This window comes from Bradyrhizobium sp. AZCC 1719 (genome assembly GCF_036924525.1).
Classification (GTDB): Bacteria; Pseudomonadota; Alphaproteobacteria; order Rhizobiales; family Xanthobacteraceae; genus Bradyrhizobium.
This window is the reverse complement of sequence record NZ_JAZHRU010000001.1, coordinates 6,335,918-6,361,433: the sequence shown is the minus strand read 5'-3', so window position 1 is coordinate 6,361,433 and position 25,516 is coordinate 6,335,918. Positions and strand designations below refer to the sequence as shown.

The 25,516-nt window shown below is 61.1% G+C and carries 17 protein-coding genes and 1 pseudogene; 16 read left to right on the top strand and 2 right to left on the bottom strand.

The window, feature by feature from the left end; genetic code table 11:
- Positions 1-43: 43 nt before the first annotated feature.
- Positions 44-412: a hypothetical protein gene (locus V1292_RS30065; RefSeq protein WP_334376173.1), complete on the bottom strand. Its 369-nt coding sequence runs from the start codon at positions 410-412 to the stop codon at positions 44-46.
- A 115-nt stretch (positions 413-527) separates the two neighbouring features.
- Here V1292_RS30065 and aceE point away from each other — a divergent pair, with 115 nt between their 5' ends.
- From aceE to phaC, 16 genes and pseudogenes are all read left to right on the top strand, one after another.
- Positions 528-3,215 (top strand): pyruvate dehydrogenase (acetyl-transferring), homodimeric type, encoded by a 2,688-nt coding sequence (gene aceE / locus V1292_RS30060; RefSeq protein ID WP_334376172.1) that lies wholly within the window; start codon positions 528-530, stop codon positions 3,213-3,215.
- A gap of 20 nt (positions 3,216-3,235) precedes the next feature.
- Positions 3,236-4,801 carry a dihydrolipoyllysine-residue acetyltransferase gene (locus V1292_RS30055; protein ID WP_334376171.1) on the top strand — a complete coding sequence of 522 codons (1,566 nt, stop codon included), beginning with the start codon at positions 3,236-3,238 and terminating at the stop codon, positions 4,799-4,801.
- Between the two features lie 16 nt (positions 4,802-4,817).
- A complete protein-coding gene (gene lpdA / locus V1292_RS30050; protein WP_334376170.1) occupies positions 4,818-6,563 on the top strand; it encodes a dihydrolipoyl dehydrogenase in 1,746 nt (581 codons plus the stop codon).
- Positions 6,560-7,552, top strand: coding sequence for a TAXI family TRAP transporter solute-binding subunit (locus tag V1292_RS30045; RefSeq protein WP_334376169.1), 993 nt, complete (start codon positions 6,560-6,562; stop codon positions 7,550-7,552). Before lpdA ends, V1292_RS30045 begins: the two co-directional genes overlap by 4 nt.
- A gap of 28 nt (positions 7,553-7,580) precedes the next feature.
- Entirely contained in the window at positions 7,581-8,951 is a 1,371-nt protein-coding gene (locus V1292_RS30040; protein WP_334376168.1) for a dicarboxylate/amino acid:cation symporter, read from the top strand.
- Between the two features lie 44 nt (positions 8,952-8,995).
- Entirely contained in the window at positions 8,996-10,168 is a 1,173-nt protein-coding gene (locus tag V1292_RS30035) for an acetyl-CoA C-acetyltransferase (RefSeq protein WP_334376167.1), read from the top strand.
- A 123-nt stretch (positions 10,169-10,291) separates the two neighbouring features.
- Complete coding sequence (gene phbB / locus V1292_RS30030; RefSeq protein WP_334368155.1) at positions 10,292-11,017, top strand: acetoacetyl-CoA reductase; 726 nt, start codon at positions 10,292-10,294, stop codon at positions 11,015-11,017.
- A gap of 54 nt (positions 11,018-11,071) precedes the next feature.
- A pseudogene (locus tag V1292_RS30025) lies at positions 11,072-11,416 on the top strand (acyl-CoA thioesterase); the annotation flags it as partial.
- 164 nt (positions 11,417-11,580) lie between these two features.
- Complete coding sequence (gene phaP, locus V1292_RS30020) at positions 11,581-11,895, top strand: TIGR01841 family phasin (protein WP_334376166.1); 315 nt, start codon at positions 11,581-11,583, stop codon at positions 11,893-11,895.
- Positions 11,896-11,973: 78 nt separating this feature from the next.
- The gene (locus tag V1292_RS30015; protein ID WP_334376165.1) at positions 11,974-14,250 is read left to right on the top strand and encodes an NADP-dependent malic enzyme; all 2,277 of its coding nucleotides are present in this window, start codon (positions 11,974-11,976) and stop codon (positions 14,248-14,250) included.
- A gap of 49 nt (positions 14,251-14,299) precedes the next feature.
- Positions 14,300-15,622: an NAD(P)/FAD-dependent oxidoreductase gene (locus V1292_RS30010; RefSeq protein ID WP_334376164.1), complete on the top strand. Its 1,323-nt coding sequence runs from the start codon at positions 14,300-14,302 to the stop codon at positions 15,620-15,622.
- A 50-nt stretch (positions 15,623-15,672) separates the two neighbouring features.
- Positions 15,673-17,064: a cytochrome ubiquinol oxidase subunit I gene (locus V1292_RS30005; protein ID WP_334376163.1), complete on the top strand. Its 1,392-nt coding sequence runs from the start codon at positions 15,673-15,675 to the stop codon at positions 17,062-17,064.
- On the top strand, positions 17,061-18,065 hold the full coding sequence (locus V1292_RS30000; protein ID WP_334376162.1) for a cytochrome d ubiquinol oxidase subunit II: 1,005 nt from the start codon (positions 17,061-17,063) through the stop codon (positions 18,063-18,065). The genes V1292_RS30005 and V1292_RS30000 overlap by 4 nt, the downstream gene beginning before the upstream one ends.
- A 49-nt stretch (positions 18,066-18,114) precedes the next feature.
- Entirely contained in the window at positions 18,115-19,950 is a 1,836-nt protein-coding gene (locus tag V1292_RS29995; protein WP_334376161.1) for a sensor histidine kinase, read from the top strand.
- Positions 19,940-21,316 (top strand): sigma-54-dependent transcriptional regulator, encoded by a 1,377-nt coding sequence (locus tag V1292_RS29990; RefSeq protein WP_334376160.1) that lies wholly within the window; start codon positions 19,940-19,942, stop codon positions 21,314-21,316. Before V1292_RS29995 ends, V1292_RS29990 begins: the two co-directional genes overlap by 11 nt.
- A 163-nt stretch (positions 21,317-21,479) precedes the next feature.
- Entirely contained in the window at positions 21,480-23,198 is a 1,719-nt protein-coding gene (gene phaC, locus V1292_RS29985) for a class I poly(R)-hydroxyalkanoic acid synthase (protein WP_334376159.1), read from the top strand.
- Positions 23,199-24,239: 1,041 nt separating this feature from the next.
- On the opposite strand, the gene hemA is transcribed toward phaC, so the two are convergent.
- Positions 24,240-25,475 (bottom strand): 5-aminolevulinate synthase, encoded by a 1,236-nt coding sequence (hemA, locus tag V1292_RS29980; RefSeq protein ID WP_334376158.1) that lies wholly within the window; start codon positions 25,473-25,475, stop codon positions 24,240-24,242.
- Positions 25,476-25,516: the final 41 nt, after the last annotated feature.

The window sequence follows — 25,516 nt, the reverse complement described above, 5'->3', positions numbered from 1 at the left end:
TGAATGCGCGGTCGCGGACATTCAGCTATCTAAGCGAACTTCGTCAATTCGATTCTTTGTCTTCCACGAGCGGCCGTGTCGTGACCGGAGCTGCGTTGCGCAGGCCCTCCGGCTTCGAGCGCGCAGGCCGGTTTCCGACTTCGAGCCTTGCATTTTGGAACCCGTCGCCGCGGCGGTCCGACATTTCGGGTGATCCTTCCGCCCGGTTTTCCGGAGCTTCGGACAGATCCGGGCCGATCGCATCCGAGGATGCGACGGCTTGCATCGCAATCTCAAGCAAATTGAAAGGCATGCGCGCGATTGGCTGCGCATTGCGTGGTCTGGCACGAATGCTGCTTGGGTATCTGCAAAAGAAGCAAAAGCTCAAGAACAAACGATGCGAGGGAGCGTTCAGATGCCAGCCAGTATTCAACTCATCACCTAGAGCGACAGGCGGTACCGCCTGTGTGGCGTTGCTCTTCCGCACGTATGCGGAACGCAATGAGGTTGACGCTTGACTTCGGCTTGGCATGCAAAGGGAGAGGGTAATGAAGGTCGCGGACGCGCAAGATCTGGATCCGCAGGAGACCCGGGAGTGGCTGGATGCCTTGTCGGCAGTCCGAGGACATCGCGGCAATGAACGAGCCGAGTTCGTCGTCAATACGATGCTCGACGCCGCACGCCGTGGCGGGCTTCAGGTGGAGCAGTCGCTGACAACGCCCTACTGCAACACGATCCCGCCGCATCAGCAGCCGGCGCTGCCGGGTGATCGCGCGATCGAGCACAAGCTTCGCTCGATCATCCGGTGGAATGCTCTCGCCATCGTTCTGCGCGCCAACAAGGAAAGCTCAGAGCTTGGCGGTCATATCGCGAGCTTTCAATCAGCGGCCACACTCTACGACATCGGATTCGGCCATTTCTGGCACGCGCCGACGGACGCGCATGGCGGCGATCTGATTTTTGTTCAGGGTCATTGCTCGCCCGGAATCTACGCGCGCGCCTTCCTCGAGGGACGGTTGAGTGAGGAGCAGCTCCTCGGCTTCAGGCAGGAGACCGGCGGCAAGGGCTTGTCGAGCTATCCGCACCCATGGCTCATGCCGGACTTCTGGCAGTTCCCGACGGTGTCGATGGGGCTGGGACCGCTGCTGGCGATCTATCAGGCGCGGTTCCTGAAGTACCTTCAGAACCACAAGCTGGCCGAGACATCGAACCGCAAAGTTTGGGCCTTCATGGGCGACGGCGAGACGGACGAGCCGGAATCGCTCGGCGCGATTGCGCTCGCTGGACGCGAAAATCTCGACAATCTGATCTTCGTCATCAACTGCAACCTCCAGCGGCTCGACGGGCCCGTCCGCGGCAACGGCAAGATCGTCCAGGAGCTCGAAAGCGTTTTCCGGGGTGCCGGGTGGAACGTCATCAAGGTGCTGTGGGGCTCGGGCTGGGATCGGCTGCTCGAAAAGGACAAGAGCGGATTGCTGCTGAAGCGCATGGAAGAGTGCGTCGATGGCGAGTACCAGGATTTCAAGAGCAAGAGCGGCGCCTATATCCGCGAACACTTCTTCGGCAAGTACGATGAACTGAAACAGCTCGTCGCCGACATGAGCGACGACGAGATCTGGAAGCTTGCCCGAGGCGGCCACGATCCGGAAAAGGTGTTTGCGGCCTATACCGCGGCGGTGAACCACAAGGGGCAGCCGACGGTCATTCTGCCCAAGACCGTCAAGGGCTACGGCATGGGGGAATCAGGCGAAGGCCAGATGATCGCGCATCAGGCCAAGAAGATGACCCAGGACGCGCTGCGCGGCTTCCGCGACCGCTTCCAGGTGCCGGTCGCCGACGGTGAACTGACCAAGGTGCCCTTCATCCGTCCGGCGGAAGACAGTCCGGAGATGAAGTATCTACGCGCCCAGCGCGAAAAGCTTGGTGGTAGCCTGCCGCAGCGCAGGCGCAAGTCGGCTTCCTTGCAAATTCCGCCGCTGTCGACGTTCCAGCGGCTGCTCGACGCTACGGGCGAGCGTGAAATTTCGACCACGATGGCGTTCGTGCAGATGCTTGGCACCCTCGTGCGCGACAAGGCGATCGGCAAGCACATCGTGCCGATCGTGCCGGACGAATCCCGTACCTTCGGTATGGAGGGCATGTTCCGGCAGCTCGGCATCTATTCATCGGTCGGCCAGCTCTACCGTCCGCAGGACGCTGACCAGTTGATGTACTACCGCGAGGACAAGAGCGGGCAGGTTTTGCAGGAGGGCATCAACGAAGGCGGCGCGATGTCGAGTTGGATCGTCGCCGCGACGTCCTACAGCACGAACAATGTGCCGATGATCCCGTTCTATATCTACTACTCGATGTTCGGCCTGCAGCGCGTCGGCGATCTCGCCTGGCTCGCGGGCGATATGCGGGCGCGCGGGTTCCTGCTCGGCGGCACCGCCGGCCGCACCACGCTCAACGGCGAAGGCTTGCAGCATGAGGACGGCCACAGCCACGTGCTTGCCGGCACCATCCCGAACTGCATCTCCTACGATCCGACTTTTGCCTACGAGGTCGTTACGATCGTGCGCGAAGGCATGCGCCGCATGTATGAGGCGCAGGAGGACGTCTACTACTACATCACCCTGATGAACGAGAACTATCCGCATCCCTCGCTCGCCGAGGCAGGCAAGGGCGCGGAGGAGGGAATTCTCAAGGGGCTGTATCTCCTGAAGATTGGCGGAGAGACGCCGAAGAAAGGACTGCGCGTCCAGCTCGTCGGCTCGGGCACGATCCTGCGCGAGGTGATCGCGGCCGCCGACCTGCTCAAGGCCGATTTCGGCGTCACCGCCGACGTCTGGAGCGCGACCAGCTTCAACGAACTGCGCCGTGACGGCATGGCCGCGGAGCGCTGGAATCTGCTGCATCCGACCGAGCCGCGCCGCAAGAGTTGGGTGGAGACGCAGCTCGAGGGACATCCCGGTCCGGTCGTGGCGTCGACCGACTACATGCGCAACTATCCCGACCAGATCCGGGAATACGTACAGGCCGCCGGCCGTCGCTACGTCGTGCTGGGCACGGACGGTTTTGGCCGCAGCGACTATCGCGTGAAGCTCCGAAAATTCTTCGAGGTCGACCGGCATTACGTCGCCGTCGCGGCGCTCAAGGCGCTTGCCGACGATGGCGCGATCAAGCCGGCGCTCGTGGCCGAGGCCATCGCCAAATATCAAATCGACTCCGGGCGTGCTGCGCCCTGGACCGTGTGAGCGGAGCCGAGGACAGAGCGATGAGTGGTCTGATCGATATCAAGGTGCCCGACATTGGTGACTTCAAGGAAGTCCCCGTGATCGAGGTCTTCGTCAAGCCCGGCGACAAGGTGAAGGCCGAAGATCCGCTGGTCGCGCTGGAGTCCGACAAGGCGACCATGGAGGTGCCGTCGCCTCGCGAAGGCGTGGTGAGGTCGGTGGTCGTGAAAGTTGGCGACAAGGTCAGCGAAGGTACCGTGATCGTGCAGTTCGTGGGTGCGGGCGCGGAGCAGGCCGAGGCGCGCCCGGTCGTCAGCGCTCCGCCGTCGCCTGTCAGCGCACCAGCGGGTGTCGCGGAAGTCCGAGTTCCCGATATCGGCGACTTCAAGGATGTTCCCGTCATCGAGATATTCGTGAAGCCCGGCGACAGCGTGAAGGCGGAGGATCCGCTGATCGCGCTCGAGTCGGACAAGGCGACGATGGAAGTGCCGGCGCCGCTCGCGGGCACCGTGCGCGAGATCAAGGTCAAGACCGGTGACAAGGTCAGCGAAGGCTCGATCATCCTATCGCTCGCAACCGGGGCGGCACCTCTGCAGGCCGACATCCCTCCCGTGTCGCTGCCTGCGTCCTCGCCGGCCACCGCCGCAGGAACGGCGGTGGTCGGCGGCCTTGACGAAAAAAGCTTCGCGCTCGCCTATGCCGGTCCGGCCGTGCGCAAGCTGGCGCGTGAACTGGGTGTCGATCTCGGCAAGGTCAAGGGCTCGGGGAATCACGGCCGTATTCTGCGTGAAGACGTCGAGGCCTTCGGCAAAGGCGAGGCACCCTCTGCCAGGCCGCAAGCAGCAGCCGCAAGCGGAGGCGGCGTTGGCGGCATCGACCTTCTGCCCTGGCCGAAGATTGATTTCGCCAAGTTCGGACCGGTCGAGCGCAAGGAGCTCGGCCGCATCAAGAAGATTTCCGCAGCCAACTTGCACCGCAACTGGGTCGTCATCCCACACGTCACCACGCACGACGAGGCCGACATCACCGATCTCGAACAATTCCGGGTCCAGATGAACAAGGAGTTGGAGAAGAGCGGCGTAAAACTCTCGCTCCTGCCGTTCATGGTGAAGGCAGCGGTAGCAACGCTGCAAAAATTCCCGGAGTTCAATGCAAGCCTCGACGGCGACGCGCTTGTCTTCAAGAACTACTGGCACATCGGTTTTGCCGCTGATACGCCGAATGGCCTGATGGTGCCTGTGATCCGCGACGCGGACAAGAAATCGGTGCCTGAAATCGCCAAGGAGATGAACGCCCTCGCCAAGCTCGCGCGCGAAGGCAAGATCAAGCCCGACCAGATGCAGGGCGGCACGTTCTCGATCTCCTCGCTCGGCGGTATCGGCGGCATCTATTTCACGCCGATCATCAACGCGCCCGAAGTTGCGATCATGGGCGTCTGCAAGGGGTACTGGAAGCAGCACTCCTCCGACGGCAAGACGGCCAACTGGCGGCTGACGCTGCCGCTGTCCCTGTCCTGGGATCACCGCGTCATCGATGGCGCTGCGGCCGCACGCTTCAACGTCTATTTCGCCAATGTGCTCGCCGATTTGCGGCGCGTGCTGTTCTGAGGTTGGGGAGCGCAGCATGGCTCAGATCGAGGTCAAGGTTCCTGACATCGGCGACTTCAAGGACGTCGCTGTCATCGAGGTCATGGTGAAGCCGGGCGAGACCGTCGCGATCGACACCAGCCTCATCATGGTCGAATCCGACAAGGCGTCGATGGAGATCCCATCTTCGCACGCCGGCGTCGTCAAGGAAGTGAAGGTCAAGACCGGCGACAAGGTGAGCGAGGGGTCGGCCATCCTGGTGCTTGAGGCAGCAGGGGCCGCGACTGTGCCGAAGCCCGCGCCGGCATCGCAGCCGGCTGCCGCAGCTCCGCCGCAGGTTGCGCCTTCCGCGGCACCCTATTCCGGCAAGGTGGATATCGAATGCGATATGCTGGTGCTGGGCGCCGGTCCTGGCGGCTACTCGGCCGCCTTCCGCGCCGCCGATCTCGGCATGAAGACTGTGCTGGTCGAGCGCTACGATACGCTCGGTGGCGTGTGTCTTAATGTCGGCTGTATTCCGAGCAAGGCGCTGCTGCATACGGCGTCCGTGATCGACGAGGTCAGTCATCTCCCTGACCATGGCATCTCCTTTGGCGCGCCGCAGATCGACCTTGGCAAGCTGCGCGGATTCAAAGACGGCGTTATCAAGAAGCTGACGGGTGGCCTTGCCGGCATGGCAAAGGCCCGCAAGGTCGAAGTCGTGACCGGTGTCGGAGCCTTCCTCGATCCGCATCATCTGGAAGTCGTCTCGTCGGGCGGCAAGAAGACGATCAAATTCGCCAAGGCGATCATCGCCGCCGGCAGCGAGGCCGTGAAACTGCCGTTCCTGCCTGACGATCCCCGCATCGTCGATTCGACCGGCGCGCTGGAGCTGAAGTCGATCCCCAGGCGCATGCTGGTGATCGGTGGCGGCATCATTGGGCTCGAAATGGCGACGGTCTATTCGACCCTTGGTGCCCGGATAGATGTGGTCGAGATGCTCGACGGTCTGATGCAGGGGGCCGACCGCGATCTGGTCAAGGTCTGGGAGAAGGCGAACGCGGGCCGCTTCGAGAAAGTCATGCTGAAGACCAGGACGGCGGGCGCGAAAGCAACCGAGGCCGGGATCGAGGTGAGGTTCGAGTGCGAGCAGGCGCCCGCCGAGCCGCAGATCTATGACCTCGTTCTCGTGGCGGTCGGCCGAAGCCCGAACGGGAGGAAGATCGGCGCTGAGAAGGCCGGCGTTGCCGTGACCGAGCGAGGTTTCATCGACGTCGACAAGCAGATGCGCACCAATGTGGCGCACATCTTCGCGATCGGCGACATCGTTGGCCAGCCGATGCTGGCGCACAAGGCCGTGCATGAAGGTCATGTCGCCGCCGAAGTGGCGCACGGCGAAAAATCATTCTTCGACGCGCGGCAGATTCCTTCGGTGGCCTACACCGATCCCGAAGTGGCCTGGGCCGGCAAGACCGAGGAGCAGTGCAAGGCTGAGGGCATCAAGGTCGGCAAGGCGGTCTTCCCATGGGCAGCCTCCGGCCGCGCCATCGCCAATGGTCGCGACGAGGGTTTTACCAAGCTGCTGTTCGACACGACGACGCACCGCGTCATCGGCGGCGGCATCGTCGGGACGCATGCCGGCGATCTCATCAGCGAGATCTGCCTTGCGATTGAGATGGGCTGCGAGCCCGCAGATATCGGCAAGACCATCCATCCGCATCCGACACTTGGAGAATCTATCGGCATGGCGGCTGAGGTGTTCGAGGGCCACTGCACGGATCTTCCGCCGCAGAAGAAAAAGTGACGCTGGAGACAGTCATGGTTTCAAGAGCGTGGCGAGTTCTTGTCCTTCTCGCATTGGTTCTGCTTCCGCCCAAACTGGCGTCGGCGGCGGAGGCGCATTGGCCCCAGGTGCTTACTCTCGGCACCGCGTCGGAAGGCGGCACTTACTACGTCTATGGCGAAGGGTTGGCTCGATTGCTCTCGCGAGAACTCGGCATCGCGGTGGTGGCGCGACCGACGGGTGGCCCGGTTGATAATATCAAGCTGCTTGAGACGGGTGAAATTCAACTGGCCTTCGTCACACAAGGCGTGGCGTTGCAAGCCTGGAACGCCAACGCTGCCTGGACCGGTGGGCGGCAATACCGAAACATGCGCGCCATGTTCGCGATGTACGATACGCCTTTTCAGTTTCAGGTGCTAAGTGACTCGCCGATTCAATCGTTTGCCGATTTCGCCGGCAAACGTATCGGTGTCGGGCCCGAGGGCGGCACCACCGCCACCTACTTTCCCGAGTTCCTCAGGGCGCTGAAGGTAGAGGCCACCTTGGTTTCCGGCGATTGGGCGGTGCTCGCCGAGAAATCGGTGGCGCGAAGCATCGATGCGCTCGCGGTTGGCGCCGGCGTACCGGCTCCATTCCTTATTGATATCGAGCGAAGGGCGAAGGTGCGCTACCTCCCTCTCACGCGACAGGAGATCGCAACGCTGCGCCTGGCGATGCCCGAACTCTCCGCATCCGTTGTCGCGGCGGGTTCGTATCCTACCTTGCGGCGCCGTTACGACACGGTCGGCCTGTTCAATTTTGCCGTAGCGCACAAGGATCTGCCGGACGATCTGGTCACAGCCATCGTCAACACGGTGTTCGCCCATAACGGCCAGATGATCGAATTTCATCCGGCGGCGGCGGAAACGATCCCCTCCAACATCACGCGCAACAATTTCATTCCGCTGCATGGCGGCGCGGTCAGTTGGTATCGCAGCAGGCTTACGCCCGGGGTTGTGCATTCGGACTGAGAAACAATCTTCAGAGAAGGAATGAGGCATGGCAACAGCGGCAGCAACGACAGAAGGTCACCATTCCGGAAAATGGTATCAGCACCTCTATGTGCAGGTTCTGGCTGCAATCACGGCCGGCATACTGTTGGGCCATTTCTATCCTCATCTTGGCGAGCAGATGAAGCCGCTCGGTGACGCGTTCATCAAATGCATCAAGATGATCATCGCCCCGATCATCTTCTTCACGGTTGTGCACGGTATTGCCAGCATGCGCGACATGAAGAAGGTCGGACGTGTTGGTTTGAAGGCATTGATCTATTTCGAAGTGCTGACGACAGCTGCGCTGATAATCGGACTCATCGTTATCAATCTGTGGAAGCCCGGCGCCGGCATGAACGTCGACCTGTCGACCGTCGACACAAAATCGATCGCGGCCTTCACCGCAAAAGCGAAGGAGCAGGGCACGGTCCAGTTCCTGATGGACATTATTCCGTCGACGGTCGTCGGCGCTTTTGCCCAAGGTGAAATCTTGCAGGTGTTGTTCTTTGCAATCCTGTTTGCATTTGGCTTGCAAGCTCTCGGTCAGCACGGTGAGGGCGTGCTGCGGCTGATTGATGTCGTGAGCCACGTGTTCTTCAGGATCGTGGGCTACATCATGAAAGTGGCCCCGATCGGAGCGTTTGGCGCAATGGCGTTCACGATCGGCAAGTATGGCGTGGCGACGCTGGTTTCGCTGGCCAACTTCATGCTGGCGTTTTACGTCACGTGCTTGTTGTTCGTCTTCGTCGTGCTCGGCGCCGTTGCTGCCCTTAGCGGCTTTTCGATCTTCAAGTTCATCCGTTACATCAAGGAAGAACTTTTGATCGTGCTCGGCACTTCGTCGTCGGAATCAGTGCTGCCGCGCATGATCGCCAAGACTGAAAATCTTGGCTGCGAAAAGTCGGTCGTCGGTCTAGTGATTCCTACCGGCTACTCGTTCAACCTCGATGGCACCTGTATTTACCTGACAATGGCCGCGATCTTCCTGGCGCAGGCGACCAACACGCCCCTGACGATCTGGCAAGAGCTCGGCATCATTGGCGTTCTGCTTCTGACATCCAAGGGCGCCGCCGGCGTCACGGGATCCGGCTTCATCGTTCTGGCCGCAACACTTGCATCCGTCGGGACGATTCCGGTCGCGAGCATCGCCTTGATCCTTGGCATTGACCGTTTCATGTCGGAGGCGCGCGCGCTCACCAACCTCATCGGAAATGGCGTTGCGACAGTCGTCGTCGCCAAATGGGAAGGGGCGCTCGATGAAAAAATGCTTCATCGGCGTCTGAACCAGGAGAGCGATGTCGAAGCTGATGATCCGGAGTCAGTGAAGATTGCGGATGACGAGATCGAGGCGGGCGCGCCCCGTCCAGTCATTGCTTGACGTTGAAAACCGAAGTGCAGGGAACGCTAAACGAGGAGTTGATCATGACTGAAGTGGTAATTGTGTCTGCCGCGCGAACGCCGGTTGGCTCCTTCAACGGAGCGTTTGGGTCGCTGTCTGCCCACGAACTCGGGGCCGTGGCGATCAAGGGAGCGCTCGAACGTGCCAAGGTCTCGCCGGCAGAAGTCGATGAAGTGATCCTCGGCCAGGTGCTGACCGGCGGCGAGGGACAGAATCCCGCTCGGCAGGCCGCCATGGCGGCCGGCATTCCGCAGGAGAAGACCGCGTGGGGCATGAACCAGCTTTGCGGTTCGGGCCTGCGCTCGGTCGCGCTCGGCTTGCAGCAGATTGCCAACGGCGATGCCAAGGTCATCGTCGCCGGCGGCATGGAATCGATGTCGATGGCGCCGCATCTGTCGCACATGCGGGGCGGCACCAAGATGGGCGACGTCAAGTTCGTCGACTCCATGCTGAAGGACGGCTTGATGGATGCATTCCACGGCTATCACATGGGAGTGACGGCCGAGAATATTGCCACCAAGTGGCAGATATCTCGTGAGGAGCAGGACGCGTTCGCCACCAGCTCGCAGAACAAGGCCGAAGATGCGCAGAAGGCCGGTAGGTTCAAGGACGAGATCGTTTCCGTCACTGTCAAAACCAGAAAGGGCGACGTTGTCGTCGACCAGGATGAGTATATCCGCGCGGGCACAACGCTCGACGCGCTCGCGAAGCTGAAGCCCGCCTTCAACAAGGAAGGCTCGGTGACCGCGGGCAATGCGTCCGGTTTGAACGACGGTGCGGCTGCGCTGGTGCTGATGAGCGCTGACGAAGCCAAAAAGCGCGGGCTCACGCCGCTGGCAAAGATTGTCTCCTGGGCGACCGCGGGAGTCGATCCAGCAGTGATGGGGTCGGGGCCAATCCCGGCTTCGCGCAAGGCGCTCGAGAAGGCCGGCTGGAAAGTCAGGGATCTCGATCTCGTCGAGGCCAATGAAGCCTTCGCGGCGCAGGCGATCGCCGTCAACAAGGACATGGGCTGGGATTCCGCGATCGTGAATGTGAACGGCGGCGCCATCGCCATCGGCCATCCGATCGGTGCGTCCGGCGCACGCGTTCTGACGACGCTTCTGTTCGAGATGCAGAAGCGTGACGCGAAGAAGGGCCTTGCGACGCTGTGCATCGGCGGCGGCATGGGTGTCGCCCTGACAGTCGAGCGCTAGGCCGGCAGCCGTTTTACGGGCTCCAAACAAAGCAAACGCGGATGGCACCAACCGTCCGCGGAGGACCGAGGCTCGCAAGAGCCGGCGAATACAACACGAACCAATCAGGATCAGGAGGGAACGATGTCCAGGGTTGCGGTGGTTACCGGCGGTACGCGCGGCATAGGTGAGGCAATCTCGGTTGGGCTCAAGGCGGCCGGCTACAAGGTGGCAGCGAGCTATGCCGGCAATGACGAGGCGGCGGCGAAGTTCAAGAAGGAGACCGGCATCAACGTCTACAAATGGGACGTGTCGAGCTACGACGCCTGCGTCGCGGGATTGAAGCAGGTCGAAGCCGAACTGGGGCCGGTGGAGGTGCTGGTCAACAACGCCGGCATCACCAAGGACGGCATGTTCCACAAGATGACTCCGGAGCAGTGGTACGGCGTCATCAACACCAACCTGAATTCGCTGTTCAACATGACGCGGCCGGTGTGGGAAGGCATGCGCGAGCGCAAATTCGGCCGCGTGATCTGCATCTCCTCGATCAACGGCCAAAAAGGCCAGATGGGCCAGGTCAATTATTCCGCCGCCAAGGCGGGAGACATCGGCTTCGTGAAAGCGCTGGCACAGGAGGGGGCACGCGCCGGCATCACCGTCAACACGATTTGTCCCGGCTATATTGCGACCGAAATGGTCAAGGCGATCAACCCGGACGTCGTGGCCAAGAATATCCTGCCGCAGATCCCGGTCGGCCGTTTGGGCGAACCGCACGAGATCGCGCGAGCCGTCGTGTTCCTGGCATCTGACGATGCCGGCTTCATCACGGGCTCGACGATTTCAGCCAATGGCGGCCAGCACATGAACTGAGCCGCGCCATGTCGATCCAGCCACGAGGGGGACCTTACGACACGGACGCTGGCCATGCCCGCGGATGCAAATCCGAGCGGCGATATCTTCGGCGGCTGGGTTCTTTCGCAGATGGACATCGCCGGTGGCATCCATGCCGGTCAACGCGCGCAACGGCGCGTTGCGACGGTGGCGATCGAAGCGATGCATTTCATCAAGCCGGTGCATGTCGGGGATGTCTTGTGCGTCTACGCGGCGTCCGAGCGTGTCGGGCGTACCTCGGTGGCGATCCGCCTCGAGGCCTGGGCGCTGCGCCGACGGCTCGGCGATCGCGTCAAGGTGACCGAAGGCATCTTCACGTTCGTCGCACTGGATGCCGAGGGGCGGCCGGCACCGATCGCCTCCGCTCGACAAGTGGAAGCATCGCAATTTCAAACCCCAGACCGCAGCAGCGATCAATACAGGAGAGAGAAATGTCCGACAACAGATCGAAGCCAAACGACCTTGATTGGGGCCTCGCCGAGTTCGACTTCGCCAAGCTCATCGAATCCTGCCGCATCAGCGGCATCGACATGATGCCGTCGATGGACATGGAGAAGAAGTGCATCGACGCTCTCGTCGAGGTCAATCGCTCGGCATACGACAGTTGGCGAAATCTGATGGCGCGACAAGCCGAGGTGTTCCAGGAGACCATGAAGGCCATCGCTGTCGAGGTGAACGACGAATCTGTTGCGGGACGACGCGATGAAATCGCTAGGCAAGGGTTCGAAAAAGCGATCGCCAACATGCGCCAGCTCGTCGAGGCGTCGACGGAGTCACAGAAACAAACGCTCGAAATATTGCGCCGGCGTTTCGAGGACGGAATGGCGAGCATGCGCACACGTGACGGAAGTGCCTGAGGCCTGCCGACCGCACAAGAGTAGGAGAGGGGCGGTTGCATCCGCCTCCCACACAAAGAAGTAAAATCGGGGAGTACGATGAACCAGGATCTGAGGGAAGCCGCACTCGAATATCACCGCCTGCCGAGGCCGGGAAAGATTTCCGTGGTGCCGACCACGGCCATGGCGACACAGCGCGATCTGTCGCTCGCGTATTCACCGGGCGTGGCGGAGCCTTGCCTGGTCATCGCCAAGGACCCCTTGCAGGCCGATGTGCTGACCGCACGCAGCAATCTCGTGGCTGTCGTCACCAACGGCACCGCCGTGCTTGGTCTCGGCAATATCGGCGCGCTGGCCGGCAAGCCGGTCATGGAAGGCAAGGCGTGCCTGTTCAAGAAGTTCGCCGGAATCGACGTATTCGACATCGAACTTGCCGAAGAGGATCCTGACGCGCTGATCGAAACCATCGCCAGGATGGAGCCGACCTTCGGCGGCATCAACCTGGAGGACATCAAGGCGCCGGAATGCTTCTACATCGAGCAGAAGCTCCGCACCCGAATGAAGATTCCGGTGTTTCACGACGACCAGCACGGCACCGCGATTATCGCCGCCGCGGCAATCCTTAACGGTCTGAAGCTGGTCAAGAAGGACATTGCCGAGGTCAAGCTGGTTTGCTCCGGCGCTGGCGCAGCGGCGCTGGCCTGTCTTGATCTCATTGTCAGCCTTGGCCTGCGGCACGACCGTATCATCGTGACCGACGCAAAAGGCGTCGTCTATGCGGGCCGCACCGAGGGTATGGACGACAACAAGGCGCGCTATGCGGTGAAAACGGATGCGCGAAAGCTGGACGAGATCATTCAGGACGCGGATATCTTCCTCGGCCTGTCGGCCGGCAACGTGCTGACATCAGACATGGTCAAGAAGATGGCGCGGGATCCCCTGATCTTCGCCATGGCCAACCCGATCCCGGAAATCATGCCGGAAGACGCGTTGGCGGTCCGTCCAGATGCGATCATCGGCACGGGGCGGTCGGACTACCCCAACCAGATCAATAACGTCCTGTGCTTCCCGTTCATCTTCAGAGGCGCGCTCGACTGCGGCGCTACAACGATCAACGAGGACATGAAGCTTGCGACCGTCCGTGCGCTGGCGGATCTGGCGATGACGGAAGTGCCCGAGGTGGTCGCTGCTGCGTACAAGGGGGAGAAGCTTCGCTTTGGTCGCGACTATCTCATTCCAAAACCCCTCGACCCGCGACTCATCGAGGTCGTCGCGCCAGCAGTGGCCAAGGCTGCGGCCAACAGCGGAGTCGCCAGGCGTCCGATCGCTGACATGGAAGCCTATCGCCAGCAGCTCAGCCGTTTCGTCTATCAGTCCGGCAACGCGATGCAGCCGGTCTTCTCGGTGGCGAAGGGAAGCGGCAAGTCGCTGCTTCTGGCGGAGGGCGAGGATGAGCGCGTGCTGCGCGCAGCGCAGGTTGTCGTTGACGAGAGGATCGCGCGGCCCTTGCTGGTTGGCCGGCCGTCAACGATCGAGGAGCGGATCAAGTCGTTCGATCTCCGGCTGAGGCCAAGCATGGACTGTGACATCATCGATCCGCATGATGCGGAGATCTACTCCAAATGCGCGGAAGTGTACCACGCGCGCAGAAAGCGCGACGGCGTATCGGCTGGTCTCGCTCTCTCGGAGACCCGAAGCAATGCGACCGTGCTCGCCTCGCTCCTTCTTGCAAGGGGAGTTGGCGATGCGATGTTGTGCGGTGTCATCGGCAGGACATCCGACCATCTGACCGCCATCCGCAATGTGATCGGCACCCGCGATGATGCGCGGACCCTTGCGGTGATGCAGATGCTCATTCTGCAACAGCATCAGCTATTCATTTGCGACACCCATTGCCACCTTAATCCGACCGCAGAGCAGGTCGCCGACATCGCCTTGCTGGCGGCAGCGGAGGTCAGGCGGTTCGGCATTATGCCGAGGGTGGCCTTGCTGTCGCATTCGAGCTTCGGCAGTTCGGCTGCGCCGGAAGCGAACAAGATGCGGGAGGCGCGGGCGATCATTCGCGAGCGATCGCCCGAGTTGGCCGTCGAGGGCGAGATGCGCGGAGATGCGGCGCTTTCGCCGTCCGTGCTCCACCACGAGTTTCCGGATTCCGGTTTCGAGGGACCAGCGAACGTGCTGGTGATGCCTAATCTCGATGCCGCCAATATCTCCTACAATCTGCTCAGGATGGCGGCGGGCCAGGGGCTGACGGTTGGCGGCATTCTGCTCGGAGCGGCAAAGCCGGCCCACATTCTCACGCCATCGTCCACTGTGCGGCGGATCGTGAACATGGCGGCCGTCGCGGTCGCAGACGCAGTCTCCGATCGAGCCTGATCGGGAGGCGCATTTGGGCGGGTAGTGAACTCGATCGATCGAGGCCATCATGGGTAAGCCGCAGTTGGGAAAACCCCGGATTGTGATCGTCGGCGGCGGAGCCGGCGGACTGGAGCTTGCGACCCGTCTCGGCGACAAGTACGGACGCAAGGGCAAGCTCGATGTCACGCTGATCGAACGCAACCGCACGCATGTGTGGAAGCCAAAGCTGCACGAAATTGCCGCCGGCAGCATGGATCTCTCGGCCCACGAGGTCGACTATCTCGCTCAGTCTTACTGGCATGGCTTTCGCTACCGCATCGGGGACATGATCGGGATCGATCGGGACCGCCGTCAGGTGCAGGTGGCGGCGTATTTCGATGCCGAAGGCCGCGAGGTCACGCCGAGACGGACCTTTGATTACGACGTGCTGGTCGTCGCCGTCGGCAGCCAGAACAACGACTTTGGCACGCCCGGCGTCGCGGACCACGCGATCAAGCTTGAATCGCAGGCGGACGCGAGGCGGTTCCACGAACGAATGGTCAATGCGTGCATCCGCGCGCATGCCCAATCGGCGCCTCTGGGAGCGCACCAGTTGAAAGTCGCAATCATCGGGGCCGGCGCGACCGGTGTCGAACTTGCGGCCGAGCTGCACCGGACGACACGCGAAGTGGTGGCGTACGGCCTCGATCAGGTCGATCCTCAGAACGACATCAGGATCACGCTGATCGAAGCTGCCGACCGCGTGCTTCCCGCATTGCCCGAACGGGTGTCGAAAGAGACGGACAAGTTGCTCGGCAGGCTGGGCGTCAATGTGCTTGTCGGCGCCAAGGTCTCGGAAGTCGGCTCCGACCACGTGAGCCTCACGGACGGCCGCACGATCCCCGCCGAACTGATCGTCTGGGCAGCGGGGGTGAAGGCGCCCGATTTCCTGAAAGACATCGCCGGCCTCGAAACCAATCGCATCAATCAGCTCGTCGTCCGGCCGACACTGCAGACGACGCGCGACGACGGCATTTTTGCCATCGGCGATTGCTCGGCCTGCTCATGGGGCGAGCGCGGTAATGTGCCGCCGCGGGCGCAGGCGGCTCACCAGCAGGCCTCGCATCTTTATTCCCAGATTCCGCGCTATCTGCAAGGCGAGCCGATCAAGGACTACAAGTATAAAGACTTCGGCTCTCTGGTGTCGCTCGGCGAATTCAGCACCGTCGGTTCGATGATGGGAGCGCTGGTGGGAGGCAACCTTGTCTTTGCGGGCATCTTCGCAAGGATGATGTACCTGTCTCTCTACAAGATGCACGAACACGCACTGCACGGCTCGGTGAAGGTTGCGCTCGACACGCTGGTCCGTCTGATCACCCGGCGGACCGAGCCGCATGTGAAGCTGCATTGACGCGCATTTGATTCACGCAGGAGGTGTCGCGTGAACCTGGAGGGATGTTGATGGACGCCGTGTTCCTTGCGCGCATTCAGTTCGCCGCCAACATCACGTTTCACATCCTGTTTCCGTCGATCTCGATCGCGTTGGGCTGGGTGCTGCTGTTTTTCAGGTTGAAGCATCTGCGTGCAGTTGATCCACAGCAAACGCTCGATTGGCTTCGCGCCTACCGCCTGTGGACCAAGGTGTTCGCGCTGACATTTGCGCTTGGGGTCGTCAGCGGCGTCACCATGAGTTTTCAATTCGGCACCAACTGGCCGGGCTACATGGAACGCGTCGGGAATATCGCCGGCCCGCTGCTCGGATATGAGGTGCTGACCGCATTCTTTCTGGAGGCGGGCTTTCTCGGCGTGATGCTGTTCGGCCACCGCCGGGTTGGGGAGATGGTTCACCTGGGGGCGACCTTTCTCGTCGCGTTCGGTACGCTGATGAGCGCATTCTGGATCCTTGCCCTCAATTCATGGATGCAGACGCCGGCAGGGTACGAAATCGTGGATGGCCAGTTTCACGCGCGGAGCTGGCTGGAGATCATCTTCAATCCGTCCTTCCCGTATCGTCTGGTCCACATGGTGCTGGCATCTGCCCTGACGTGCGCGTTCCTGCTGATCGGGATCAGCGCCTGGCAGCTCCTGAAGGGAGTTGCGACGGACAGCGCGTCACGCGTGCTGCGCACCGGGCTGGTTTTCGCGGCACTGGCCGCGCCGGCCCAGATGGTGGCCGGTGACCTTCACGGGCTGAATACACTCAAGCATCAGCCGCAGAAGATCGCGGCGATGGAAGGTGTTTGGGAAACAACGCGTGGCGCGCCGCTGCTGCTGTTCGCGCTCCCCGATGATGCGGCGAGAGCGAACCATTTCGAAGTGGGGGTGCCGAAGCTCGCCAGCCTGATCCTTCGACATGACACTGATGGCGAGCTCAAGGGACTGAACGAGTTTCCATCGGCCCATCCGCCGGTCTTTCCGGTGTTCTGGTGCTTCCGGATCATGGTGGGGATCGGCATCCTGATGCTGCTGGTAAGCTGGATCGGCCTGTGGAGACATTGGCGAGATGGCTGGGATTTTGGCCGGATGCCGCGGCCCATGCTCAAGTTGTTCGCCGCGATGACCTTTGCCGGCTGGGTCGCGACCATTGCCGGATGGTACGTCACGGAGATCGGACGCCAACCCTTCATCGTTTCCGGCCTCATTCGAACGAGCGACGTCGCCTCGCGTGTCCCGTCGTCGAGCATTGCCCTGACGCTCGGTATCTATATTGCGCTCTATGTCGCCTTGCTCGTCGCCTATGTCGGCGTTCTGAAATACATGGCGGAGACGGCGGACAAACCGAAGGGCGTGATCGGTTCGGAGGACCTCGCTGGCGGCCCGCGCCAGTGTCAGCGCGAGGGAGAATTCGCATGACCTCGATGTCTTTCGACGAACTGCTTCCGCTGATCTTCATCGGGCTGATGGGCGTCTCGCTGCTCGTCTACGTCGTGAGCGACGGATACGACCTTGGGGTCGGCATGTTGATGCATCGAGCGACGCCTGACGAGCGAGATACCATGATCGCCTCCATCGGCCCGTTCTGGGACGCCAATGAAACCTGGCTGGTGCTCGGCGTCGGCCTCCTTTTGGTTGCCTTTCCGAAGGCGCATGGGCTGGTGCTGTCGGAACTTTATCTACCGACCGCTCTCATGCTGGTTGGCTTGATCTTGCGCGGTGCGGCCTTTGACTTCAGGGTCAAGGCAAAGACCAACCGGAAAGCGATGTGGGATCGCCTGTTCATTGCCGGGTCGATGCTGGCATCGGTGTGTCAGGGATGGATGCTCGGCCGCTATATCAGCGGCTTCGGCGAAGGCTGGAATTATCCGGTCTTTGCCGGTGCAATCGCGGTGGCGCTGCCGATGGCCTACGCGCTGCTCGGTGCCACATGGCTGGTGATGAAGACAGATGGGCAGCTCCAGGACAAGGCGATCCAATGGAGCAAGATCGCCTGGCCGCCCATGGTGCTGGGTCTGATCCTGATTTCGATGGCAACACCGTGGATCAGCGAGACCGTTCGCGTCAGGTGGTTCACCCTGCCGGCGATGATTGCGGTGGCGTCGATCCCGATCACGGCCGCAATTGCGCTGTTGACGGTGCGGCTCCTGCTCGGCTCGCAAGCCGTGAGTGGCAGCCTGTGCTGGCTGCCTTTCGCGCTGCTGGTGCTCGTCTTCTTCCTGAGCTTCCTCGGCCTCAGCTACAGCATCTATCCCTTCATCGTGATCGACCGGCTCACCGTCTGGCAGGCCGCCAGTAGCCCCGAATCGCTCAAGATCATCCTGGTCGGGGTTTGCATCACGCTGCCCGTCATTATCGCCTACACGGGATTTTCCTATCGCGTATTCCGAGGCAAAACCATAGAGTTGGACTATGCCTGAGTGGTCGTCTGTTGTAGCCGACACTCCCCGGATTTGTTTGGTTCACAGCATGACGGACCTTCCATCCCTGGTGGACGTCAAGGGGAAGCCCGAAGTCAGGTCGGCGACACCCAAGTCCACGCGTTGGCTTGTTCGCGGAACAGCCGCCCTCGCGCTGGTCGTGGCCGCTTCGTGGGTCGGATATGCAGTGTCTTTCCAGCGTGGACTGGACTATTTGCACTCTGCCGCTCAGCAGCGGCTGGCCATGGAAGCAGCCAGGCTCGACGGTCATCTCTCAAGATTTGAATATTTGCCGTCATTGCTGGAGACGTCTCCGAGCGTCTTCCAATTGCTCGGCACTCCCCAAGATGCCGCGCTGCAGCAATCGGTCAGCCTGCACTTGAAATCGATCAACCTGCTTGCAGGAGCCGACAACCTTTACGTTTTAGGTGTTTCGGGCGACACCTTGGCGGCGGCCGATTTCGAGCAGCCAGGCACGCCGGTTGGCCGAAACCTTTCGTACCGCCCATATGTGAGCGAAGCTCTCGCCAGCGGCCGAGGGGCGTTCTTCGGTATCGGTATTACGAGCGCGCGCGCCGGCTATTATCTTTCTTATGCCCTAAAGGATGGCGGGGCGACCCGCGGGGTCGCCACAGTCAAGGTCAATCTGGATTCGTTCGAGCGTGAGTGGCGCAATGCTGAAGGCGACATTCTTCTGCTCGACGAGCGTCAGGTCCCTATACTCGCCTCCCGTGACGAGTGGCGCTATCGGCCAATGGCGGCGCTGTCGGTTCAGATGCGTGATGACATTTCTCGATCCAAACCTTACGGCAACCACGACCTGACGCCGCTCGGATGGACCGTGGTCGCGCAATCCAAAGGCGGCGCGCGTGTCACGACCGAGAGCGGAACCGCTTATGCGGTCAGCGAGCTTCCAACTAACCGAGGTCTCTGGAAGCTCGTCCTTCTCGACGACGAGGCGCCGATACGGCAGACCGCGCTGGTCATCGGTGCGATGTCGGGCCTCGCCTCCATGGTTGCGTTGCTGGCAACTGGGCTCGTGCTGCAACGCCGGAGAGAGATCAGGCAACGCCTGGCCAATCAGGCTGCGTTGCAGGCCGCGCACGACATGCTTGAGACCAGGGTGCTGGAGAGAACCGCCGAACTGCGGGCTGCACAGGATGAACTTGTCCATGCCGGCAAGCTGGCTGCGCTCGGCCAGATGTCCGCCGGCATCGTGCATGAATTGAACCAGCCATTGGCGGCCCTGCAGACTGCCGCTGACAACGCGATCTCGTACGTCGACCGCGGTTCCATCGGCGATGCCCGTGGCAATCTCACCCGGATTGGCGAATTGGTGCGTCGGCTCGGGCGCTTGACCAGCCAACTGCGGGTCTTCGCCTACAAGTCGAGCAGCCCGCTCGATACGGTCTCCGTCGAACATGCGCTGGCTGAATGTCTCAAGATACTGGCCGGGCGTGTCAAAGAGGGAGCAGTCGAAGTTGTGACGGACATCGAGGCGAGTCTCTGCGTCCTCGCCGATCAGACGCGGCTTGAGCAACTGTTGTGCAACATCGTGGCGAATGCGCTGGACGCGGTGGAGAGTGTAGAGCAGAAGACCATCCTGATCCGGGCGAGGCGGGAAGACGGACAGCCCGCCCGATGCCGCATCGCCATCAGTAACAGCGGTCCGGCAATTGCGCCCGATGTTCTCCAGCGCATGTTCGAACCCTTTGTGACGACCAAGCCTGCAGGAAAAGGGCTCGGCCTTGGACTGATGCTCTCCAACCACATCGCGCGCTCTTTCGGCGGCGAATTGCGCGCGCGAAACCTCGGGCCATCCGGAGCCGAATTCATTGTGATCCTTCCACTAGCCGACGTAGCAGGGGCTTCGCATGGGCGATGACCAATCAATTGGCGTGATCTACGTCGAGGACGATGACGATGTCCGGATCGGCGGCGTTCAGGCGCTCGAGCTTGCAGGATTTTCCGTTTCAGGATTCGTCTCGGTTGAAGCCGCTAATGGAGCCGTCCGTTCCGAAATGCCGTTCGTCGTGGTCTGCGACGTGCGCCTGCGCGGCAAGAGCGGCCTTGAGTGGCTATCCGATCTGCGCCGACTGGACCAGGATCTTCCAGTGATCCTGATCACCGGGCATGGCGATATTTCAATGGCCGTACAGGCGATGCGGAACGGTGCCTATGACTTCATCGAGAAGCCATGCTCGTCCGAGCAACTTGTCTCGGTGGTGCGCAGGGCAGTCGAAAAGAGGCGGCTCACCCTGGAAGTACGCTCGTTGCGGTCTGTCCTGGCGGACCGCCAGGGAATCGAGGCGAGCTTGCTGGGCCGGTCGCCGCAGATACAGGAAGTGCGCAGGTTGGTTTCCACGCTGGCTTCGACGAATGTTGACGTGACGATCTATGGCGAGACCGGAACCGGCAAGGATGTCGTCGCGCGCTGCCTGCACAATCACAGCGCACGACGGGGCGGGCACTACGTCCCGGTGAACTGTGGCGGTCTGCCGGAGTCGCTGGTCGAGAGCGAGCTGTTCGGCCACGAGGTAGGCGCATTCACCGGCGCTACGCGTCAGAGGATCGGAAAGATCGAATACGCGAATGGCGGAACGCTGTTCCTCGACGAAATCGAAAGCATGCCGCTGAGCGTGCAGGTGAAGCTGTTAAGATCGCTGCAGGATCGATCTATCGAGCGCGTCGGCTCGAACAAGCCGATCGCCGTGGATTGCCGCGTGGTAGCGGCGAGCAAGGTGAACCTGCTCGAGTTGAGCGACAAGAAGGTTTTTCGCGCCGACCTCTACTACCGCCTGGGCGTCGCCTTTATCGAGCTGCCGCCGCTTCGGGAGCGGCGCGAGGATATTCCGTTGCTGTTCGAGCATTTCACGCTGGATGCCGCCCGAAGGTTCGAGCGTGACGCGCCGATTTTGGACGACAAGACCATGTCCGCGCTGTTGGCCTATTCGTGGCCAGGAAACGTGCGGGAGCTTCGCAACGTTGCCGATCGCTTCGTACTTGGCGTTCTCGATGGCAAGGCGATCAACAAATCCGGCTTTGGCACGTCGGATGTGTCGTTGCCCCGACAGTTGGAGAACATCGAGCGATCTATCATCGAGGACGCGTTGCGGCGCAAGCAGGGCGACGTCCAGGCAACTGCGGCTCTCCTGGGCATCCCAAAGCAGACATTGTACGACAAGATCAAGCGTCTCTCCGTGAATGTTGATGGAATCCGCGAGGGCTCAATCGTTCGCTCTGGATCCTGACGACGATGGGCCAACCAGGCCCACCAACTCCGGTGGGCCTGACGGCCGATGTCACGCGATCGCTCCGACATCCAGGCGCATTGCGGCTAGCAGACGAAGGGCACCAGATAGAAGCGCCCGGGACAGGAAACGAAACAAGCATCTCATTGCAGCGAGGGTACCGATGAATCGGCCATTCAACATGCCGGACGAATTTGTTGATGGGTTCATGAAGGCGGGCGCGAGCCTGTGGCGGTCTCTGGGGTGGATACCGGGCGCCGATAGTGAAGGTGCGAAGTTGAACTCGGCCTTGAGTTCGTCGGGACGCATCGCCGAATTGCAGGCCGAGCATTTGAGGCGCATGTACCAACTCACGGAGCACGTCATCAAATTGGCCGCAGGCGTTCAGGCCGAGCCCGCGCTGGAACCCGCACGCGGCGATCGCAGGTTCAACTCGACGGAATGGCGGGAGAACTCCCTCTACAGTTCGCTGAAACAGGCCTACCTGCTGAACTCGCGGTATTGCGTCGATTTCGTCGAAGCGCTGGATCTGGAGGAGAAGGAAAAACACCGCCTCCGCTTCTTCACGCGCCAGCTTGTCGAGGCGATGAGCCCGACGAACTTTGTCGCCACCAATCCCGACGTCATCAAGCTGGCGACGGACAGCGAAGGCCATAGCCTCAAGGCGGGTTTCGACAATCTGATCGAAGATCTGGGCAAGGGCAATCTGACGATCACGGACGAGAGCGCGTTCGATGTTGGAAAGGACGTCGCGGCTTCCCTAGGGGCGGTCGTATTCGAGAACGATCTTTTTCAGCTCATTCAGTATGAACCAGCGACGGAGCAGGTGGCTGTGCGGCCTCTGCTGATCGTGCCGCCCTGCATCAACAAGTTCTACATTCTTGATCTCCAGCCGGCCAATTCGTTCGTCCGGTTTGCGGTCGAGCACGGCTTGACGGTGTTCATGGTGTCCTGGCGCAATCCGGACGCTTCTTGTGGGCACTTTGGCTGGGACGACTATGTCGAGCATGGCGCAATGCGCGCGATCGAGATCGCCCGATCGATTTCCGGCGCCGACAAGGTCAACGTGGTCGGCTGGTGCGTCGGAGGAACCATCCTGTCATCGGCACTCGCCATTCTCCGGACGCGAGGCGATGAATCGGTCGCTAGCGTGACGTTGCTGACGACCATGCTGGATTTCCGAGAGCCTGGCGATCTCGGCGTGTTCGTGGACGAGGAGAGCGTGCGGCAGCGCGAGCAGACGATCGGAAACGGCGGCATCTACCGCGGCGCCGAACTGGGTTTCGTCTTCCAGACCCTACGTTCGAAAGAGCTGATATGGCCGAACGTGATCAACAATTATCTCAAGGGAAAGCCGCCGGAGCGTTTCGATCTTCTGTTCTGGAACGCCGACGTCACCAATCTGCCGGGACCGATGTATTGCTGGTACATCAGGAACATGTACCTGGAGAACAATCTCCGGGAGCCGAACCGGCTGACGATGTGCGGCACATCAGTCGATCTGGGGCGGGTCGATCTACCTGCCTATGTCCTGGCTACCGTCGAGGATCACATCGTGCCCTGGCGATCCGCCTATCGCACGACAGGCCTGTTCAGCGGCGACATTCGCTTTGTCCTCGGTGCGAGCGGGCACATTGCGGGGGTGATCAATCCGGCGTCGAAAAACAAGCGAAGCTACTGGGTATCTGCCGATCGATGCGACGACCCGGCAACGTGGCTCGCAGGTGCGGATGAGAAGCCAGGCAGTTGGTGGAACGACTGGATCGGTTGGCTCAAGCCGTGGGCGGAGGAGCAACTGCCGGCGCGCACGCAACTCGGCAGCAACCTCTATCCGCCCGGCGAATCTGCGCCCGGGCGATATGTGAAAGCGAAGGCGAGTTGACAGCAGCTATGGCGTGCATGCCTCAAAAATCGGTTTTGAGAGCGTGGTCGCGTGCTCGCGCGAACAAGTCAAAGCTGCAGTTTCGCCTTGGTGATACGCATCGATCTGCAGAGCAAAGAGATTTGGCGCATCCAACACGATTCGAACGTGCCACCTTGCCTTCGGAGGGTGATGCTCATTCTTCGAGCCCAATATGGGCCGAAGCTTTCGCAAGCCTGCGGTCTGATAGCGCAAACGCCAACCCCGGAATCGCCGCCCGCAGGTTTCCTTGCTCTATCACCGCCAAAACTACGATGGTGCTTGTTCTCTCCTAGGCGTAGCCAGACCAGCACGTTACTTTGCGGTCGAGGCAAACGGATTGGTAGAGAGGGGTCGAAACTAGCGCGGTACTGCACGAGCTCATCCGGTACTGCAATGCTGTACCGGAGAAGGCGCGGCATCTTCGAGGGACGCATAGGCGATCGACTTAAGCACTTGAAACGAAAAGGAAAATGCCACAATAGTCAGCTTTGAATTTGTGTCGGCCCAAAAATCAGCTATTCCCGATCGGACGATAAAGCGAAATAACATCAGTATGTTAGCGCATCAATTTTGCATTGCACCCATGATGGATGGGAGCGAGAGTTCAAATTCTTCAATCAGTTAGAAGGCGGCGTGTGCAAGTCTGAGCAGCTCTCTCCGAGGCGTGTTGTAGACGTCGGGGTGCGTGCGACGCGGACGGATCGGATTGATTGGAGCAGAATGCTCCGCTTTCGATCGAGAAGCTGAACTCACTCATCTGGAATGGAGAACGGGACCGACCTTCGTCTTTGCCGGCGGGCAAGGGGGTGGCTGGTTCAGCGTTAGAGCGACGAATTCTAATGACGGGAGCTCGAGTCGCTCCCCCGCTACTCAGTTCTACGATGAGGAGTGCGAGCCTACATGCCTCATCGTCGAAAATGCCCGAAATCACAGTCCTTGAAGGTGACAAGCCAACTCTTCCTGTGCCCACTCGCGATCGATCCTTCGCGGCAACTCGCGCCTTCAGGATGCCGTCCAGATCTACGCGCTCATCTGCACGAGCGCCCGGTCCTCGCGCGGCAGGTCGAGCCGCTCCCAGACATCGATCAGCGCCCTGGCGAGCGCTTCGATCATGTCGTCGTCGTGATGGGGCGAAGGCGTGATGCGCAGCCGCTCCGTACCGCGCGGCACGGTCGGGTAGTTGATCGGCTGGATGTAGATGCCATGTTCGTTGAGCAGGAGGTCGCTTGCAGTCTTGCAGTTCTCCGGATCGCCGACGAGGACGGGTATGATGTGCGTCTCGCTCGGCATGACCGGGAGCCCGGCCGCCGTAAGCACTGCCTTCGTGCGCGCCGCGCGGTAATGATGCTGTTCGCGCTCCCAGTTGGAGCTCTTGAGGTGGCGGATCGCCGCGGTTGCGGCGGCACAAATCGCCGGCGGAAGGGCTGTGGTGAAAATAAAGCCAGGCGCGTATGAGCGCACCGCATCGATCAGCGCGGCATCGCCCGCAATGTATCCGCCAAGACAGCCGAACGCCTTGGCAAGTGTACCCTCGATGACATCGACGCGGTGCGCTGCGCCATCGCGTTCTGTGATGCCACCGCCGTGCGAACCGTACAGGCCAACCGCATGCACCTCATCGCAATAGGTTATTGCATCGTAACGCTGGGCAAGATCACAAATGCCGTTGATGGGGGCAACGTCACCATCCATGGAATAGAGGCTTTCGAACACGATCAGCTTCGGCCGTTGGGGATCGGCCCGTTTGAGCAGCTCTTCGAGGTGTCCGAGATCGTTGTGGCGCCAGATATGCTTTTCCGTCCCGGACTGGCGCACGCCCTCGATCATCGAGTTGTGGTTGAGCTCGTCGGACAGGATTACACAGCCTGACATCAGCCGGGCAATCGTAGCAATACCGGTCTGGTTCGAGATGTAGCCGGATGTAAATACGAGCGCCGCCTCCTTGCCGTGCAAGTCCGCCAGCTCGTGCTCAAGCTCGACCAGCGGATGACTGGTGCCGGCGATGTTACGCGTGCCGCCGGCTCCGGTGCCCATGCGGGTCGCGGTTTCAACCATAGCGCCGATCACCTTCGGGTGCTGCCCCATGGCAAGGTAGTCGTTGGAGCACCAGATCACGACGCTGCGCGGGCCCGCAGGCGAGTTCCAGATGGCGCGGGGATAACGCCCAGCGATGCGCTCAAGATCAGCAAAGACGCGGTAGCGTCGTTCGTCCCGTAACCGCGCGAGGGCATCAAGGAAATAGCCGTCGTAATTCATGACAGCCTCCCTGGCTGCGACAGTCTCAAGAGCCCCGCGCA